We start from the raw sequence: 18,273 nt of genomic DNA, 5'->3' as shown, positions 1-18,273 counted from the left end.
TCGATGGCGAAGGAAAAGTTTGAGCGCACCAAGCCGCACGCGAACATCGGCACGATTGGTCACGTTGACCATGGCAAGACGACGCTGACGGCTGCGATCACGATGGTACTGGCGGAAGCATCCGGCGGTACGGCGAAGGGTTATGACGAGATTGACAGTGCGCCGGAAGAAAAAGCGCGCGGCATCACCATCTCGACGGCTCACGTTGAATACGAGACGGCCAACCGTCACTACGCCCACGTTGATTGCCCGGGCCACGCTGACTATGTGAAGAACATGATCACGGGTGCGGCGCAGATGGACGGCGCGATCCTGGTTGTGAACGCCGCTGACGGCCCGATGCCGCAGACGCGCGAACACATCCTGCTGGCGCGCCAGGTTGGCGTTCCGGCGCTGGTGGTCTTCCTCAACAAGGTCGACCAGGTCGACGATGAAGAACTGCTCGAGCTGGTGGAAATGGAAGTTCGCGAACTTCTGTCCTCCTACGAGTTCCCGGGCGACGACCTGCCGATCGTGGCCGGTTCGGCCCTGGCGGCTGTTGAAGGCCGTGACGACCACATTGGCAAGGACAAGATCCTTGAGCTGATGGCGGCTGTCGACGACTACATCCCGACGCCTGAGCGTCCGATCGACCAGCCTTTCCTGATGCCGATCGAGGACGTGTTCTCGATCTCGGGCCGCGGCACGGTTGTGACCGGCCGTATCGAGCGCGGTGTCGTCAAGGTTGGTGAAGAGATCGAAATCGTCGGTGTTCGTGACACCTCGAAGACGACCTGTACCGGCGTTGAAATGTTCCGCAAGCTGCTCGATCAGGGCCAGGCCGGCGACAATGTCGGTGTGCTGCTGCGCGGCGTCGATCGTGAAGGCGTCGAGCGTGGCCAGGTTCTGGCCAAGCCGGGCTCCATCACGCCGCACCACAAATTCGTGGCAGAAGCCTATATCCTGACCAAGGAAGAGGGTGGCCGTCACACGCCGTTCTTCACCAATTACCGTCCGCAATTCTACTTCCGCACGACCGACGTCACCGGCGTCGTGACGCTGAACGAAGGCACGGAAATGGTGATGCCGGGCGACAATGTCGAAATGAATGTCGAGCTGATCGTGCCGATCGCCATGGAAGAGAAGCTCCGCTTCGCCATCCGTGAAGGTGGCCGCACCGTTGGGGCAGGTGTGGTCTCTAAGATTATTGAATAGTCTTTGAGGCAAACCGGCCGGCCCAACCGTCAGCAAGATCTGGCGGCGCCGGCGTCGTCTCGAAAATCATCGAGTAGACACACCCGATATCGACGCAAGAATGCGGCGCGCTCCTCGTGGAGCGCGCCGTTTTCGTTTGCGCCAGGGCTGGCGCTTGCTGACCGCTCATCTGGACACCGCCGAGTGGCGTGGATAGGTGTTTTCGGTCCGTTTGTTACAGGTAGTGACCCGCCATGGCCGATACACTCGATCTTCGCCTCAATCCGGCCCTTGATGCCGCCGAGTGGGCGAGCCGTTATGCCGAGATGCCGCTGGTCCAGATCCCCGACGTGTTCGAGCCTGACCTTGCCGAGCAGATCAGCGCCCTCCTGCGGGAGACGCTGAATTGGCGCCTGGTCTTCCCCGAACCGACGCCGCACGGCGAGGACGTCATTGTCCAGCTGACCCAGCAGGACGTCCAGCGCATGGGCCGCGAAGCGGTTGCAGCCCAGATCGGCGCGGTGATGCAGCGGGCGCAGAAAAATTACGGCTATCTCTACGACGCCTATCCGATGATCCAGGCCTATACCTCGCACTGGGATCCGGGGCATCCGATCCACCGGGTGACCGAGTTTCTCAACTCCCGCGAATTTCTCGATTTCGGCCAAGCCGTGACTGGGGCGCCACTGGTGACCAAGGCCGATGCCCAGGCGACCCGCTATGCGCGGGGTCATTTTCTGACACGCCATGTCGATGAGGGGCATGAGCGTGAGCGTGTTGCCGCCTATACGCTTGGCTTCACGCGCAATTGGCAGACCGATTGGGGCGGCCTGCTGATGTTGATCGAGGACGGGCTGGACGTGTCGCGGGCCTTCCTGCCGCGTTTCAACATGCTGTCGATATTCGACGGGCGACGCATGCATGCGGTCAGCCCGGTTGCGCCATTTGCCGGCGAGGGCCGCTATCAGATCACCGGCTGGTTTCGCAATGACCCCGCCGCCGGGGCGGCAGGATGAGCGATCCGCGTCTTGCCGAGGCCGGGCAACGCCGGCTGGCCGAGGATTTCGCGGGGGCTCGCGGCCTGTGCGATGCCGTCCTCGCCGAGATGCCGGATAATGCCGAGGCGATGGCGATCCAGGGCGTCTGTGCCCTGGAGACCGGGGACTTGGCCGCCGGCAGCAGCTGGCTCGACCGCGCCGAGGCGGCCGATCCGGCCAATGCCTCGGCGCCGCTTTATCGCTCGATCCAGCATGAAATGTCCGGCAATCTTGCTGCTGCCCTCGAGGCCGCAAGCCGGGCAGCGACGCTCGCGCCGGGCCGGTTCGACGTCCAGGGCCGGTTGGGTGATGTCGCGGGCCGGGCCGGGGTCTATGACCTGGCCGGGGACGCGTTGTCGCGGGCGCTCGAGATCGAACCGCAACATCCTGCCGCGGCCCATCTCGCCCTGATGCTGGCCGCGGCGCGCCTGGAGACGGGCGACTTTGCCGCTGCCCGCAAGGCGGCCCGCAGTGCGGAGACCGGCGGGCTGGCCGGTTCACCGGACTTGCTGCGCGTACAGGCGATGGTGTCGCGTCAGCTCGGTGACTGGGTCGCCATGAGCGATCAGGCCGGGCGCTGGCTGGCTGCCGCGCCGGACGATGAGGAAGCACGCGGCGCGCTGGCGCTCGCGCTGGGTGAGCAGGGTTATTATCGCCGTGCCGTCGAGATATTCCGGCCGGTTGTCGATGCCCATCCCGGGGACGCGGAAAACTGGGCCGCGCTGGGGCGCTTGATGATCGGGGCGCGTGACATGGCCTCGGCCCGGTCTGCTTTCCAGCGTGCACTGTCGCTGGATGATGCCTGCGCCGAAGCGAGTTTCGGCCTGGCCCGGATCGAGACCATGTTCGGTCATACCGACGAAGCCATCGCCCTGGCCCGCCAGACCCTGGAACATGATCCGGCCCAGCTGGAAGCCTATGGCATGTTGTGCGAACTCACCCGCGGCGCCTTGCCGGAAGTCGATATCGAGCGCCTGCAGGCGGAGATCGACCGGCCCGACCTGGCCGTTGATCGCAAGGCGATCGGCCTGTTTGCGCTGGGCGATTGTCGTCACGCCGCCAAGCAGCGTGATGCCGCCTTCGCCGCCTGGCGCGCGGCCAATTCTTGCAAGCATGTCCAGCACACGGGCAAGGCCCGTTCAGCCTATGACCGCGGTGCCCACGAAGCCCGCGTCGACCGGCTGATCGCCGCGTTTGACGAGGTTGATACCACCGCACCGGTCATGGGCACGGGACCGACACCGGTCTTTATCGTCGGCATGCCCCGCTCTGGCACCACGCTGTTGGAGGCGGCCCTGGCAGCGCACGAAGATGTGGTCGGTGGTGGCGAGTTGAGCGCCATGATCGTCATTCTTGCGGAGTTCGAGCGCTGGGCGAAGCAGGACCGCTATAGCGGTGGCCCCATTCCCGAGGCCCGGCTGGAGGCCTGGCGCGCCCGTTATCTCGGCCAATACGAGGCGCACGGGCTTGAGGGCGCGCGCTGGGTGACGGACAAACAACCCTCCAACTTCCTCGCCATCGGCCTGATCAGGCAGATGTTTCCCGACGCACCGGTGCTGCATATCCGCCGCAAGCCCGTTGAGACGGCCTTTTCGATCTATCGCCGCAATTTCTCGCGCATGTGGCCTTTTGCCCATGACCTCGGGGACATCGCCCATTACTACGCCCACCAGGCGCGGATCGGCGATCATTGGGCGCGGCATTATCCCGGCCGGGTCACGACGATCCAGTACGAAGACTTCGTGCGCGATTTCGAGGACCGGCTGCGCTACATCCTGGCCCGCACTCGGATCGGCTGGTCGCGTGCCTGCCTGGAATTCTACAAGCAGGATCGCGCGGTGATGACGTTTTCCGCGTTGCAGGTCCGGCGGGCGCCATCGCCGCAGCATCTCGACAGCACGACCCCCTATCGCGACTGGCTCGGCGCCTTTGACGATGAGCTGTCCTGCTGGCCGGTCGATCCGGACACCGGTGCCTGGACCGGACATGATGCCGACAATCATCCCCATGAAAATGCCGACGATGACACGGGTCGGCGCCGGCCCTCAAGCGGCGGCGGTATCGGCGCCTGGCTTGACCGGTTGCGGGGGCGGGCACGGTCATGATCGAGACGCTGCAGAGGGCCGCAGGTCTGCTGCAGGCTGGCCGCTTAGCAGACGCTGTTGATCTGTTGGACAAGGTCCTGTTGGCGACACCGGGACAGGCTGACGCTCTGATGTTGCGGGCCATGGCGCGCAGCCGGGCTGGCGATGATCCCGGCGCCTGCGCCGACTTTGCTGCCGCCGCCGACAGCCACTCCCAACCTGCCGTCGTCCATAATAATTTCGGCAATCATCATGGCCGGGCCGGACGGAGTGGGGCGGCGGTTGACGCCTACCGGCGCGCGATCGAACTGGCTCCGGACTATTTTGATGCCCGGCTGAACCTCGCCCTGACCCTGTCGGGCGGCGATGATTTTGACGCCGCCGAGGCAGCGTTGGACGATGTGTTGGCGCTCCGGCCGGGGCATGCCGGAGCGTTGAATGCGCTGGGAAATCTGGCGCGCCGGCGCGGCGATGATGTGGCGGCTGAGCGCGCGTTCACGGCGGCGATTGCCAGTGATGACCGGGCCGTCCTGCCGCGGATCAATCGCGGTGCGCTGTTGCGCGAGGCGGGCCGACTGGCGGAGGCCTGCACCGATCTTGAACAGGCCTGCCAGCTGGCGCCTGGCATGGCCGAGGCTCACGCCCAGCTTGGCCACAGCCTGCGCACGCGGCTCGATATTGCCGGTGCCGAGCGGGCCTATCGGCAGGCCTTGTCGCTGGCGCCGTTCGATGCGGGCTATCACGCCGACCTCGCCAGTCTCCTGTTCGAGGCGGGGCAAGGTGCTTCAGCACTGGACAGTCTCAAACAGGCAATCACGGCAAGTGGTGATCCGCAGCTCAACGCCCTGCTCGCGCGGCTGTTGATGCGCAGCGGCGACGCTGTTGCTGCCCGGGCCGCGGCCGATGCAGCCCTGGCGCGCGATCCCGCGGCTGTGGCGGCGGCCATGGTCCGCAGCGAGTTGAGTTTGCGGACAGGCGATGCCGCCGCTGCGCTGGTTGATGCGCGGCGGGCCTTTGCCATGTCAGAGGGCCAGGATTGGGCCGCCCGGCACGGTCTTGCCGAAGCCTTGCTGGTGAATTCAGCCTGGGCTGAGGCTGTCGATGTGTTGACCGTCGACCCGCCGGCGGAACACTTGCAAAAACACCTTGCCCTGCAGTCGGTCGCCTGGCGCCAAACCGGCGATGCCCGTTATGCCCGCCTGTGCGACTATGACCGTTTCGCGCGCAAGATGCCGATCACGCCGCCGCCCGGCTATGCCTCGCTGGCCGATTTCAACGAGGCGCTGGCGGAGCGAATCGAGGCCTTGCACGCCGATGGCGCCGCGCCGCTGGAACAGACCCTGTATGGCGGCACACAGTCAGCCGGTCGTTTGTGGAACAGCGATGACCCGGTGATTCGCGAATTGGCGATGGCGTTGCAGGATTTGTCCCGAAAATATCTGGCTGAATTGCCCGAGGACCCGGATCATCCGTTTCTGGCGCGCAATACGGGGCGGGCGCGGCTGGCCGGGGCCTGGTCCGTGCGTCTCCGCTCCGGTGGCGGGCATGTGGATCATGTCCATCCGGCCGGCTGGGTGAGTGCCAGCTACTACGTGAAAATACCGAAGCGTGTTCTGGATGGCGAGCGGGACGGATGGCTCCGGCTGGGCGTGCCAGGCCTGCCAGGTTTGGCGCTTCCGGCCGAGCGCTACATTCTGCCCGAGCCGGGCCACGCGATTTTCTTCCCGTCCTTCTTCTGGCATGGCGTTGAGCCGTTCCAGGGCGATGAGTTGCGGATCACCGCACCGTTCGACCTTCTGCCCGATCCCTGAGCAAGTTTCGTTGATCGACCTGCTGGTACGACATCGCTACTTTCCGGCTGCTTTCGTCTGCGACAAACCTGCAACAGTGTATCGCAAAGACCGATTGTGACGGTGTGATGTCATTGACCCCCCCGAAATCGCAGACGTACCTTGCAGAAATGGAAAGCTTTCGGGCGATCCGAATCTGAGGGGGGCTCAAAACTCACGTGACTGAGTGAGCCCATCCTTTCCGTATACCTTACTCGGAGGGATTAAGAGTGAGATCCAAGTCCTTGAAGACTTGCCTGATGGCAAGCACGCTGATCAGCGGTCTGGCCGTCGCGGCTCCCGCTGTAGCACAAGACGACGACGTCGTTGTCGTAACCGGTTCGCGCATCCAGCGTACCGATACGGTGGCGCCGAGCCCGATCACGAACGTGTCTGCTGAGCAGCTCGCGGTTGTGAACACGGTCAACACCGAAGACTTCATCAACACCCTGCCGCAAGTCGTTCCGGCGTTCGACTCGACCTCGAACAACCCGGGTAACGGTACGGCAACGGTCAGCCTGCGTGGCCTCGGCACGACCCGTACGCTCGTCCTCGTCGACGGCATGCGCTTCGTCGGTTCCGGTCCGGCCCAGGTCGTCGACCTCAACAACATCCCGTCCGCGCTTGTCGACTCTGTCGACATCGTGACCGGTGGTGCTTCGGCCGTTTACGGTTCGGACGCTGTTGCCGGTGTTGTCAACTTCATCATGAAGGATGACTTCGAAGGCGTTGAGATCAACGCGTCGCAGGAACTTTCGCTGGGTGACCTCGATGGTGAGATCACGACCCTGTCGATCACGATGGGCGGCAATTTCGACGATGGTCGGGGTAACGCTGTCATCTCCATGGGTTACACCAACCGCCAGGCCGTCTTCCAGGGTGACCGCGAGTTCTCGCAGCTGACGAATTGGGATCCGGGTCCGGGCAATGCTGCCGACGGCTTCATCGCCGGTGGCTCGTCGAACATTCCGGGTACCCGTATCCGTGGCGCGACCACGTCCAACTTTGGCCTCACCACGGCTGATGTCGAGACGTTCGACGGCGATTGTGTCGGTAACACCTGCTCGGGCTTCTTCGTGAACGAGCAAGGCCAGGTTCGTGGCATGCGTTTCGGTAACCCGAACGACACCTACAACTATGCGCCGTCCAACTACCTGCAGCTGCCGCAAGAGCGCTACAACTTCTCGGCCTTCGCGACCTATGAAGTGAATGAGCATTTCGAGCTGTACGGTCGTGGCGTTTACGCCAACAACGTCGTTGATTCCCAGCTGGCTCCGACGCCGGCCGGTGTGACCCTGAACGTTGACCTGTCCGACCCGAACATCCCGGCCGACCTTCTGGCTCTGATGACGAACGATGTCAGCATTGCGGACGATCCGCTGACACCGAATGTTGATGAGTCTTACACCGGTTCCAACAATGGTGACGGCACTGCCACCATTCGTACCTCGCGTCGTTATGAAGAGCTCGGCACGCGGAACTCGCTGCGTGATACGAGTTCCTACCAGCTGGTGTTCGGCGCTCGCGGCGACATCAACGAAAATTGGTCGTATGACGCGTTTGCGAACTACTCGCGCTCGTCCATCTCGCAGATCCAGACGGGCAACCTGTCCGTTTCGGCCCTGCAGGATGCCGTCCTTTGCCACCAGGCCGCGACCGGTTGTTCGGCCCCGTACGTCAACATCTTTGGCGGCCCGGGTTCGATCTCGGCTGAAGGTGCTGCGTACATCTCGCGTACCGGCGCCCAGATCGACAATGTCGAGCTGTTCCAGACGGTTGCGACGGTGAACGGCGAGCTGCCGATGTTCCAACTGCCGACGGCCGAATACGCCCCGGCCCTGGTCCTCGGTGTCGAGTATCGTGAATCATCCGCTGAATCGATCCCTGACTCCGTGCTTGGCCCGGACGTTCGTGGCTTCAACTCCTCCCTGCCGGTTGCAGGTGTGGTTGATGTCTACGAGTTCTTCGCTGAAGCCGAAGTTCCGTTGGTGACCGGCAAGGCGATGATGGAATCGCTGAGCCTGAACCTTGCCTTCCGTACCTCTGAGTACAACACGGTCGGCAACACCGAGACCTTCGCTGTGGGCCTTGGCTGGCAGATCAACGACCAGATCCGTCTGCGTGGTAACTTCAACCGCGCCGTTCGTGCTCCGAACGTCAACGATCTGTTCGCTCCGTTCACCAACGGCTTCCCGGGCGCAACCGACCCGTGCTCCGGCGGTGCCAACGGTTCCTACTCGGCCGCTACGATCGACGCGACCTGTACGGCTGCCGGCGTTCCGGCTGGCCAGCTTGGCGCAGCGTTCCAGGGCAATGCCCAGATGGAAGCCCTGTTCGGTGGTAACACCAACCTGGGTGCGGAAACGGCTGATACCTTCACCATCGGTGCGGTCATCGAGCCGAGCGCGATCGAAGGTCTGACCATCCAGCTCGATTACTACAACATCGAGATCCAGGATGCGATTTCCACGGTTCCGCTCCAGACGCTGCTGAACGAATGCCACCTGACCGGCATTCAGGCATCGTGTGACACCCTGTATCCGGCTGGTGGCGGTACCCCGTCGCGTAACCCGAATACCGGTGAAATGGGCGCCAGCGGCTTCCTGCCGAACCTGTCGCCGATCAACGTGGCAACGCTCACGGCTGTGGGTTTCGACCTTCGCGTCGATTACTCCTTCGCCGCTGACGTGATCGGCCTGCCGGGCGACATGGCTGTCACCTACTATGGTGGCTTTGTCTCCGAAGCAGACTTCACCACGTCGGCTTCGTCGCCGGTCATCGAATGTGCAGGCCTCTATGGTCTGGACTGTGGTGAGCCGACGCCGGAGTACAAGCACTCCATGCAGACGTCCTGGTACACGGGTCCGTTCACGACCTCGCTGCGCTGGCGTCACATTGGTGCGCTTGATGCCGATGGCACCACGGCAGCTGCGGTTTCCGACCTGTCGGACGACATCGTTGCGAAGAACTACTTCGACGTCACGTTTGCCTATGACGTGAACGAAGCCTTCACGGCGACGATCGGTGTGACCAACTTCACCGACACCGACGTTCCGGAACTCGGTTCGACCGCGTCGGAGCAGGCTAACACCTGGCCGGCAACGTACGAAACGCTGGGCCGTCGCCTCTTCGTGGGTGGCCGCCTGCGCTTCTAAGCGTAAGCTGATACCGAAATGGGGAAGGGCGGGCCGTTTGGCCCGCCCTTTTTCTTTGTCCGTTTTGCCACTTGGCGGTGGCGACGTGTTGCGCTGGCTGCCCGTGCGGTTTGCGCCGCAGACTTGACTGGGTCACCTTTGCGCCATGTCACGACGCTCCAACAGAACCAAGGCTCAGGCGGCGTGGACGCAGTTCTGGTCGCAGGCTGCCTCGGCGCCGGACCATCGTTTTCGCGATGGCCAGACTTCACACGTGTTGCGGTCGCACTGGGCCGGCATTTTCGATCAGCATTTCCATCCGGGGGCCTCGGTTTCCGTGCTCGACGCGGCCTGCGGGGAGGGCGAGCTGGTCCGGCTTGCCCATAACTGCGCTGGACCCGTCGAAAATCTCGACCTGAAACTGCACTGCACCGACATTGCCCCGGCGGCGGTTGCCGCGGCGGCCGGGGCTGTTGCGACCGATGCCGTGCTTCCGGTGGTGGCCGACAGTGCCGCCTTGCCCTTTGCGACGGCCAGCTTCGACTGTGTGGTCAGCCAGTTCGGTCTGGAATATGCCGGTGAGGACGCCTTTGCCGATGCCGCGCGCGTGACGGCGGCGGACGGCGGCCTGCACGCCCTCGTGCACCGTCGCGGCGGCGCCATCGAGCAGGAATGCGTCGCCAATCTCGCCTTGCTTGATGCGGTTCGTGACAGCGGTCTCCTGCGCCGGCTCGACCGCCTGGTCGCGATCGCGGCGCGGCACGCCGTCGGCAAGGCGGCACCGGCCGCCCTGCAGCGGGCCATGCAGGCGCTCGCAACGGCTCTGGACGCGGTCGGCGAGGTTTTGCGGGGTGCCGCACCCGGCGCTGCCCGGACGCTCCTGACCCGGCTCTGGCAGGATTGTTCGACAGTTGCCGGTCGCGCCGGTCATTACGCACCCGGTGAGCTGGAGACCTGGCTTGCCGCCCATGGCGCCGAGTTGGACGCCTACGCGCATCGCATGCGCTCGATGATTGCCGCCGCCCGGGATGATAGCGGGATCGCGGTGATTGTCCGGAATCTGGAAGCGGGCGGGCTGCCGGCGGTGGCCATTGACGAGGTGAGGGGGGCGAATGGACAGCAAAGTCTCGCCTGGTCGATCTCGGCGCGAACCGGCCCGTAACAAGGGCCGCAACGCAGGAATGTGTGTTTTAGCTGTTTTCTTATGCGGCCCCGCATTGTAGACAGCTGCGCTTCGGATGTGGCGGTGGCACGATCACCGTGATATCTCGCGCGCGGTCCTAGGGGTGTAGCTCAGTTGGTAGAGCATCGGTCTCCAAAACCGAGGGTCGGGGGTTCGAGTCCCTCCGCCCCTGCCAGGCCGTATGGAATTTCAGGTGGTTGCGCATGATGCGCTCCACCTCTTGAATAGAGGGCCCGAGCGGGCCAGATGGACTTGAATGACGCGGAACGCGAAGAATACGACGCCGGCCAAAGGCAAGGCTGAAGCGGCGGCACCCAAGAAAAAGGGTGCTGGTCCGTTCCAATACCTGTCCCAGGTCCGTCAGGAAGCCCGCAAGGTGACCTGGACGACGCGCCAGGAGACCTTGGTCTCGACCGTGCTTGTGCTGATCCTCTCGGTGATCGCCATGCTGTTCTTCTGGGGTGTCGACTGGGTCATCAGTTCGAGCATCCAGTTCATTCTCGCTCTCGGCGCCTAGGAGGAGGCTGTATGTCTGCCAAGTGGTACATCGTGCATGCCTATTCGAACTTCGAGAAGAAGGTCGCTGACGCGATCCGCATCGAAGCATCGATCCAGGGGCTGGAAGACAAGTTCGAGGAAATCCTCGTCCCGACCGAGGATGTCGTTGAAGTTCGCAAGGGCCGCAAGGTCAATGCCGAGCGCAAATATTTCCCGGGCTATGTCCTCGTGAAGATGGACATGACCGACCAAGCCTATCACCTCGTCACCTCGACCGCGAAAGTCACCGGCTTTCTCGGCTCGGGCAAGAAGCCGATCCCGGTTTCCGAGAATGAGGTCAAGCGGATCCTCGGCCAGATGGAAGAGGATGCGGAGCGTCCGCGTCCGACCGTCAGCTATGAGATCGGCGAGACCGTCAACGTCATCGACGGTCACTTCCAGAGCTTCAACGGTGTTGTCGAGGAAGTGGACGATGAAAATGGCCGCCTGAAGGTTGCCATCAACATTTTCGGCCGGGCCACCCCGGTCGAGCTGGAATACGCTCAGGTCGAAAAGATCCAGTAGCGTGTAACTGCGGGAGATGCCGGCGCCAAGTCCATGCCGGGTCGTACCGCAAACCCCCGAGGGCGCGATTGGCGCGTCCTTGATTATGGAGTGGGAACATGGCCAAGAAAATTGCCGGCTATATCAAGCTGCAAGTGCCTGCCGGCGCTGCAAACCCGTCCCCGCCGATCGGCCCGGCCCTGGGTCAGCGCGGCGTGAACATCATGGAATTCTGTAAGGCCTTCAACGCGAAGACCCAGGAGATGGAAAAAGGGATGCCGATCCCGACCACCATCACTGTCTTCTCCGACAAGTCCTTCACCTTCGTCACGGCGACCCCGCCGGCCAGCTTCTACCTGAAGAAGGCCGCGAAGATCCAAAAAGGATCGAGCACGCCGAGCCAGGCGATGGCTGGTTCGGTCTCGCTGGCCCAGTGCCGCGAGATTGCTGAAGCGAAATTCGCCGACCTCAATGCGAACGATCTCGATCAGGCGACCAAGATCATCGCCGGTTCCGCCCGTTCCATGGGCCTGCAGGTGACGGAGTAAGATCATGGCTAAACTCGGAAAACGCCTTTCGGCTGCGCGCGAGACCTTTGATCGCGACACGCTGTACTCGATCGACGACGCCGTCGCTCACGTGAAAACCAATGCCAAGGCCAAGTTCGATGAAACCATCGAGCTTGCCATCAATCTGGGTGTCGACCCGCGCCATGCCGACCAGATGGTCCGTGGTGTGTGCAACCTTCCGAACGGCACCGGCCGCTCGGTCCGCGTTGCCGTCTTCGCCAAGGGCCCGAAGGCTGAAGAGGCCACCAAGGCCGGTGCCGACGTCGTCGGTGCGGAAGACCTGATGGAACAGATCCTCGGCGGCAACATCAATTTCGACAAGGTCATCGCGACCCCGGACATGATGCCGCTGGTCGGTCGTCTCGGTAAGGTGCTCGGCCCGCGCGGCATGATGCCGAACCCGAAGGTCGGCACGGTCACCATGGACGTCACCAAGGCTGTCGAGGCCTCCAAGGGTGGCGCCGTGGAATTCCGCGTCGAAAAGGCTGGCATCATTCACGCCGGTGTCGGCAAGGCGAGCTTCACCGAAGCGGCCCTGGCCGAAAACGTTCGTGCGCTGGTCGACGCGATCGTGAAAGCCAAGCCGTCGGGCGCCAAAGGCACCTATGTACGCCGGATTGCCCTGTCTTCGACAATGGGTCCGGGCGTAAAAATCGATACGTCTGGCGCCGTTTCGGCGTAAAAGACTTGAGTTTCAGCCCGGACCGGATTATCCGGCCGGGCTGTTCCGGTCCGATTCACGTGTTTTGTGGGTCGGCCGGCCTGTCCGAGATCACAGGGAGTGGGCCGCAAGGTGCCGCTTTAATCCAATTCGGGCCCTGTGTGAGACAGAGCGAGATCGATCTGGCCTTGTTTGAGGTCTGTCGGTTCAAGCCCTGGGACAGGACGCGTCATGACGGCGTCCAACCCGCAATGGGGGAAGACGCAGTGATGGCGTTTTCACCGAACCGTCCACGGTGGACGGTTCAAACAGGGAGTCCGCAAAATGGATCGCAATCAAAAAGAAGCGACCGTTGAAGAGCTGAATGGCGTCTTCTCGGAAGCTGGATCCGTTGTGATTGCTCACTATACGGGCATGACCGTTGCGGAAATGACGGGACTGCGCACCAAGCTCCGCGAGCTGGGTGGCACGTTCAAGGTGGTGCGTAACCGCCTCGCCAAGATCGCACTGCAAGGCAAGCCGGGTGAGGGCGCCGCTGACCTGTTCACAGGTCCGGTGGCAATCGCTTACTCGGAAGACTTTGTGGCCGCGCCGAAGGTGATGGTCGAGTACGCCAAGGATAACAAGAAGCTCGTCATTCTCGGCGGTTTCATGGAAGAGGATGTGTTCGACGCCGCCGGCATTGACGCGCTCTCCAAGATGCCGTCCCGCGAAGAGCTTATTGCCACCATCTCGGCCCGCCTCATGGGGCAGGCCTCCCAGGTCGCCCAGCGCCTCATGGCACCGGGTCAAGGTCTGGCGGGGGCGATCGACGTCATCCGCGAGAAGGCCGACGCCTGATCACGTCATTCTCCGCTTTCGAACTGACACACTGAACATCGACAAGGAATTGAACAAATGGCTGATGTAGCTAAACTCTGCGACGAACTTCTCGCCCTTACCATCCTTGAAGCCAAGGAACTGAACGATCTTCTCGAAGAAAAAGGCATCAAGGCAGCAGCTGCTGTCGCCGTTGCCGGTCCGGCTGGCGGTGGCGATGCCCCGGCTGCTGAAGAGAAGGACGAGTTCGACGTTGTCCTCACGGGTGCTGGTGACAAGAAGATCAACGTCATCAAAGAAGTCCGCGCCATCACGGGCCTGGGCCTGAAAGAAGCCAAGGATCTGGTTGAAGGCGCGCCGAAGGCCGTCAAGGAAGCCGCTCCGAAAGCTGAAGCGGAAGAAATCAAAGCCAAGCTGGAAGCCGCTGGCGCCAGCGTTGAGCTGAAATAGTCTCGCTTCGGCGTGACTGACACGGTGCTACGGGCGCGTGGGGTATTCCTGCGCGTCCGTTAGCCCGTCTTTGGAATACCCGATCCGGCCGCTGTCGTTCCAGGCCGGATTGTCGAACGGAACGGGCTGTCACAGGTCCTGACCAACGGAACGGCGCCGCGGGGGCGATCCCCGCATACAACTGCGCAGTGCTGTCTGCGAAGGGAGCCGACATGGGTCTGTCGTTCACCGGCAAAAAGCGGATTCGCAAGTCTTTCGGACGTATTCCGGAAACCGTTGCGATGCCGAATCTCATTGAAGTCCAGAAGTCCTCATACGAGCACTTCCTGATGAAAGAGGTGCCTGCCGCCGAGCGCGACGACACCGGCATGCAGGCGGTCTTCAAGTCCGTCTTCCCGGTCAAGGATTTCGCCGAACGGGCTGTCCTCGATTTCGTGTCCTACGAGTTCGAGCCGCCGAAGTTCGACGTCGAAGAGTGCCAGCAGCGCGACATGACGTTCGCCGCGCCACTCAAGGTCAAAATGCGTCTCATCGTGTTTGATGTGGACGAGGAAACCGGTGCCCGCTCCGTCAAGGACATCAAGGAGCAGGACGTCTACATGGGCGATATCCCGCTCATGACCGACAAGGGCACCTTCGTGGTCAACGGTACCGAGCGCGTGATCGTTTCGCAGATGCACCGCTCGCCGGGCGTCTTCTTCGATCACGACCGCGGCAAGACCCATGCCTCGGGCAAATACCTGTTCGCTGCCCGCATCATCCCGTATCGCGGTTCCTGGCTCGACTTCGAGTTCGACGCCAAGGACGTGGTCCACATGCGTCTCGACCGCCGCCGTAAACTGCCGGCGACGACGCTTCTGTACGCGCTGGGCCTGGACAAGGAAGAGATTCTCTCGACCTTCTATTCCACGGTCACCTACAAGAGCTCCAAGAAGGGCTGGACGGTTCCTTACGTGAAGGAACGCTGGCGTGGTGTGAAGCCGGTGCGCGACCTGGTCGACGCCAAGACGGGCGATATCATCGCTCCGGCCGGCAAGAAGATCTCCGCCCGCGCCGCCAACAAGTTCGCTGAAGACGGTCTGGCCGCTCTGCTGGTGTCCGACGAGCATCTGCTCGGCGGTTACCTGGCCGACGACATGGTCAATCTGGAAACTGGTGAAATCTTTGCCGAAGCCGGCGACGAAATGAGCGAGGAAATCCTCGAGACGCTGAAGAATACTGGCGTCAAGGAACTCAACCTGCTCGACATCGATCCGGCTACCGGCGTGGGTCCCTACATCCGTGCGACCCTGGCCGCCGACAAGAATGACAGCCGTGAACAGGCGCTGGTGGACATCTACCGCGTCATGCGTCCGGGTGAGCCGCCGACGGCGGAAACCGCCGAGGCGATGTTCCAGGGCCTGTTCTTTGATCCGGAGCGTTATGACCTCTCGGCCGTTGGTCGCGTGAAAATGAACATGCGCCTTGATCTGGATGCGCCGGACGACATGCGCACCCTGCGCAAGGAAGACATCCTCGCGGTCCTCAAGACCCTGGTCGACCTGCGCGATGGTCGCGGCGAAATCGACGATATCGATAATCTCGGCAATCGCCGGGTGCGTTCGGTCGGCGAGCTGATGGAAAACCAGTACCGCATCGGTCTCCTGCGCATGGAGCGCGCGATCAAGGAACGCATGTCCTCGGTCGATATCGAGACGGTCATGCCGCACGACCTGGTCAACGCCAAGCCGGCTGCCGCTGCCGTGCGGGAATTCTTCGGCTCCTCGCAGCTGTCGCAATTCATGGACCAGACCAACCCGCTGTCGGAAGTCACCCACAAGCGTCGTCTCTCGGCGCTTGGCCCGGGTGGTCTGACCCGCGAACGTGCCGGCTTCGAAGTCCGCGACGTGCACCCGACCCATTACGGCCGGATCTGCCCGATCGAGACACCGGAAGGCCCGAATATCGGCCTCATCAACTCGCTCTCGACCTTCGCCCGTGTCAACAAGTACGGCTTCATCGAGAGCCCCTACCGCAAGGTTGAGCACGGCAAGCTGACCGAGCAGGTCGACTATCTGTCGGCGATGCAGGAGTCACGCTACGCGATTGCCCAGGCAAACGCCCATGTGAACGAGAAGGGCGAGCTGGACAATGAGTTCGTCAACTGCCGCGTCGCCGGTGATGTGACGCTCGTGCCGCGTGAAGATGTGGAATATATCGACGTGTCGCCGAAACAGGTTGTTTCGGTTGCTGCGGCGCTCATTCCCTTCCTCGAAAACGATGACGCCAACCGCGCCTTGATGGGTTCGAACATGCAGCGTCAGGCCGTGCCGCTGGTGAAGGCGGAAGCCCCGCTGGTCGGTACCGGCATGGAAAGCATTGTGGCCCGCGATTCCGGTGCCGCGATCGCCGCCCGCCGGACCGGTGTGATCGAGCAGGTCGATGCGACCCGTATCGTCATCCGGGCGACCGAAGATCTCGATGCTGCCAAGTCCGGCGTCGACATCTATCGCCTGTCCAAGTTCCAGCGGTCGAACCAGTCGACCTGTATCAACCAGCGCCCGATCGTGCGTGTGGGTGACCAGGTTCATGCCGGTGACATCATCGCGGATGGCCCGTCCACCGATCTCGGCGAGCTTGCGCTCGGCCGGAATGTGGTCGTCGCCTTCATGCCGTGGAATGGCTATAATTTTGAGGACTCGATCCTGATCTCCGAGCGCATCGTGCGCGACGACGTCTTCACCTCGATCCACCTCGAAGAGTTCGAGATCGCGGCCCGCGACACCAAGCTCGGCCCGGAAGAAATCACCCGTGACATTCCCAATGTCGGCGAGGAAGCCCTGCGCAATCTCGACGAAGCCGGTATTGTTGCGGTCGGTGCGGAAGTCGCTGCCGGCGACATTCTCGTCGGCAAGGTGACGCCGAAGGGCGAAAGCCCGATGACGCCGGAAGAAAAGCTTCTGCGCGCCATCTTCGGTGAGAAGGCCTCCGACGTCCGTGACACCTCGCTGCGCATGCCGTCCGGTGCCACCGGCACGGTCGTGGAAGTCCGCGTCTTCAACCGTCATGGTGTCGACAAGGATGAGCGCGCGATTTCGATCGAGCGTGAAGAGATCGAACGTCTCGGCAAGGACCGCGATGACGAGCTCGCCATCCTCGAGCGCAACATCTATCAGCGTCTGGGTGATCTCCTGCTCGGCAAGACGGCGGTTTCCGGACCGCGCGGCTTCGCCAAGGGCGAGGTTTCACAGGACGCGCTTGATGAGACCCCGCGCAGCGGCTGGTGGCGTATCGGCCTCGACGACGAGAAGGCGATGGCCGAAGTCGAAGCCCTGCAAAAGCAGTATGACGACTCGAAAGCCCGTCTCGACCGTCGCTTCGAAGACAAGGTCGACAAGCTCCAGCGCGGCGATGAAATGCCGCCGGGCGTGATGAAGATGGTCAAGGTCTTCGTCGCGGTGAAGCGCAAGCTTCAGCCGGGCGACAAGATGGCCGGCCGTCACGGCAACAAGGGTGTCATCTCCAAGATCAATCCGATCGAGGACATGCCCTTCCTGGCCAATGGCGAGGCGGTGGACATCGTCCTCAACCCGCTCGGCGTGCCGTCGCGGATGAATGTCGGACAGATCCTTGAAACCCACCTGGGTTGGGCTTGCCGTGGTCTCGGCAAGCAGATCGGTGAGGCTTATGACGCCTACAAGCGTGATGGCAGCACGGCGACGCTCAAGTCCGAGCTGGACAGGGTCTATGAAGGCGATGAACTGCCGGAAACCGATGCCGACATTGCTGAGCTGGGCCGCAACCTGGCCAATGGCGTGCCGATCGCGACCCCGGTCTTCGACGGTGCCCGTGAGCCGGATGTGGCGCATTGGCTGGAAAAGGCCGGCTTTGATCCGTCCGGCCAGTCGACGCTCTATGACGGCCAGACCGGTGAGCCCTTCCGCCGCAAGGTGACGGTGGGTGTGAAGCACCTTCTGAAGCTGCACCACCTGGTGGACGACAAGATCCACGCCCGTTCCATCGGCCCGTACAGCCTTGTGACCCAGCAGCCGCTGGGTGGTAAGGCCCAATTCGGTGGCCAGCGCTTCGGCGAGATGGAAGTGTGGGCACTGGAAGCTTACGGTGCAGCCTACACGCTGCAGGAAATGCTGACGGTGAAGTCGGATGACGTGGCCGGCCGGACCAAGGTCTATGAGGCCATTGTCCGCGGCGACGACACTTTCGAAGCCGGCGTTCCGGAAAGCTTCAACGTGCTTGTCAAGGAAATGCGTTCTCTCGGCCTCAATGTCGAACTGAAGAACGGCTAAGGCTGAA

General features: G+C 62.6%; 13 protein-coding genes and 1 tRNA gene. All 14 read left to right on the top strand.

What is annotated here, in order from left to right:
- Positions 1–3 precede the first annotated feature (3 nt).
- The 14 genes from tuf to rpoB all read left to right on the top strand — a co-directional run bounded on the left by tuf (position 4) and on the right by rpoB (position 18,266).
- Entirely contained in the window at positions 4–1,194 is a 1,191-nt protein-coding gene (gene tuf, locus C7435_RS05815) for an elongation factor Tu (RefSeq protein ID WP_121210354.1), read from the top strand.
- Positions 1,195–1,427: 233 nt separating this feature from the next.
- Positions 1,428–2,189, top strand: coding sequence for a 2OG-Fe(II) oxygenase (locus tag C7435_RS05810; protein WP_121210361.1), 762 nt, complete (start codon positions 1,428–1,430; stop codon positions 2,187–2,189).
- Positions 2,186–4,315 carry a tetratricopeptide repeat-containing sulfotransferase family protein gene (locus C7435_RS05805; protein WP_121210360.1) on the top strand — a complete coding sequence of 710 codons (2,130 nt, stop codon included), beginning with the start codon at positions 2,186–2,188 and terminating at the stop codon, positions 4,313–4,315. The genes C7435_RS05810 and C7435_RS05805 overlap by 4 nt, the downstream gene beginning before the upstream one ends.
- On the top strand, positions 4,312–6,105 hold the full coding sequence (locus tag C7435_RS05800) for a tetratricopeptide repeat protein (RefSeq protein WP_121210359.1): 1,794 nt from the start codon (positions 4,312–4,314) through the stop codon (positions 6,103–6,105). The genes C7435_RS05805 and C7435_RS05800 overlap by 4 nt, the downstream gene beginning before the upstream one ends.
- 278 nt (positions 6,106–6,383) lie before the next feature.
- Positions 6,384–9,278, top strand: a complete 2,895-nt coding sequence (locus C7435_RS05795) for a TonB-dependent receptor domain-containing protein (RefSeq protein WP_121210358.1) — start codon at positions 6,384–6,386, stop codon at positions 9,276–9,278.
- A gap of 145 nt (positions 9,279–9,423) precedes the next feature.
- On the top strand, positions 9,424–10,419 hold the full coding sequence (locus C7435_RS05790) for a methyltransferase domain-containing protein (protein ID WP_121210357.1): 996 nt from the start codon (positions 9,424–9,426) through the stop codon (positions 10,417–10,419).
- Positions 10,420–10,539: 120 nt separating this feature from the next.
- Positions 10,540–10,615 (top strand) — tRNA-Trp (locus C7435_RS05785).
- Between the two features lie 81 nt (positions 10,616–10,696).
- Positions 10,697–10,957 carry a preprotein translocase subunit SecE gene (gene secE, locus C7435_RS05780; protein WP_121210356.1) on the top strand — a complete coding sequence of 87 codons (261 nt, stop codon included), beginning with the start codon at positions 10,697–10,699 and terminating at the stop codon, positions 10,955–10,957.
- 11 nt (positions 10,958–10,968) lie between these two features.
- Positions 10,969–11,502 carry a transcription termination/antitermination protein NusG gene (gene nusG, locus C7435_RS05775; protein WP_075189491.1) on the top strand — a complete coding sequence of 178 codons (534 nt, stop codon included), beginning with the start codon at positions 10,969–10,971 and terminating at the stop codon, positions 11,500–11,502.
- A 98-nt stretch (positions 11,503–11,600) separates the two neighbouring features.
- Positions 11,601–12,029 carry a 50S ribosomal protein L11 gene (gene rplK, locus C7435_RS05770; RefSeq protein WP_075189490.1) on the top strand — a complete coding sequence of 143 codons (429 nt, stop codon included), beginning with the start codon at positions 11,601–11,603 and terminating at the stop codon, positions 12,027–12,029.
- 4 nt (positions 12,030–12,033) lie between these two features.
- The gene (rplA, locus tag C7435_RS05765) at positions 12,034–12,732 is read left to right on the top strand and encodes a 50S ribosomal protein L1 (RefSeq protein ID WP_075189489.1); all 699 of its coding nucleotides are present in this window, start codon (positions 12,034–12,036) and stop codon (positions 12,730–12,732) included.
- Between the two features lie 303 nt (positions 12,733–13,035).
- Complete coding sequence (gene rplJ / locus C7435_RS05760; RefSeq protein WP_075189488.1) at positions 13,036–13,551, top strand: 50S ribosomal protein L10; 516 nt, start codon at positions 13,036–13,038, stop codon at positions 13,549–13,551.
- A gap of 57 nt (positions 13,552–13,608) precedes the next feature.
- Positions 13,609–13,980 (top strand): 50S ribosomal protein L7/L12, encoded by a 372-nt coding sequence (gene rplL / locus C7435_RS05755; RefSeq protein WP_075189487.1) that lies wholly within the window; start codon positions 13,609–13,611, stop codon positions 13,978–13,980.
- A gap of 212 nt (positions 13,981–14,192) precedes the next feature.
- Entirely contained in the window at positions 14,193–18,266 is a 4,074-nt protein-coding gene (gene rpoB / locus C7435_RS05750) for a DNA-directed RNA polymerase subunit beta (RefSeq protein WP_075189497.1), read from the top strand.
- Positions 18,267–18,273 lie beyond the last annotated feature (7 nt).

Origin of the sequence: Maricaulis maris (assembly GCF_003634045.1) — a bacterium.
GTDB classification, from domain to species: domain Bacteria; phylum Pseudomonadota; class Alphaproteobacteria; order Caulobacterales; family Maricaulaceae; genus Maricaulis; species Maricaulis maris.
This window is presented reverse-complemented; position numbering and strand designations above follow the sequence as displayed.

Coding starts and splice junctions, on each gene's coding strand:
- rplJ (WP_075189488.1), top strand. CDS start 13,036: ATGGATCGCAATCAAAAAGAAGCGACCGTTGAAGAGCTGAATGGCGTC.
- C7435_RS05800 (WP_121210359.1), top strand. CDS start 4,312: ATGATCGAGACGCTGCAGAGGGCCGCAGGTCTGCTGCAGGCTGGCCGC.
- secE (WP_121210356.1), top strand. CDS start 10,697: ATGACGCGGAACGCGAAGAATACGACGCCGGCCAAAGGCAAGGCTGAA.
- C7435_RS05805 (WP_121210360.1), top strand. CDS start 2,186: ATGAGCGATCCGCGTCTTGCCGAGGCCGGGCAACGCCGGCTGGCCGAG.
- rplK (WP_075189490.1), top strand. CDS start 11,601: ATGGCCAAGAAAATTGCCGGCTATATCAAGCTGCAAGTGCCTGCCGGC.
- rpoB (WP_075189497.1), top strand. CDS start 14,193: ATGGGTCTGTCGTTCACCGGCAAAAAGCGGATTCGCAAGTCTTTCGGA.
- rplA (WP_075189489.1), top strand. CDS start 12,034: ATGGCTAAACTCGGAAAACGCCTTTCGGCTGCGCGCGAGACCTTTGAT.
- C7435_RS05810 (WP_121210361.1), top strand. CDS start 1,428: ATGGCCGATACACTCGATCTTCGCCTCAATCCGGCCCTTGATGCCGCC.
- C7435_RS05795 (WP_121210358.1), top strand. CDS start 6,384: ATGGCAAGCACGCTGATCAGCGGTCTGGCCGTCGCGGCTCCCGCTGTA.
- tuf (WP_121210354.1), top strand. CDS start 4: ATGGCGAAGGAAAAGTTTGAGCGCACCAAGCCGCACGCGAACATCGGC.
- C7435_RS05790 (WP_121210357.1), top strand. CDS start 9,424: ATGTCACGACGCTCCAACAGAACCAAGGCTCAGGCGGCGTGGACGCAG.
- rplL (WP_075189487.1), top strand. CDS start 13,609: ATGGCTGATGTAGCTAAACTCTGCGACGAACTTCTCGCCCTTACCATC.
- nusG (WP_075189491.1), top strand. CDS start 10,969: ATGTCTGCCAAGTGGTACATCGTGCATGCCTATTCGAACTTCGAGAAG.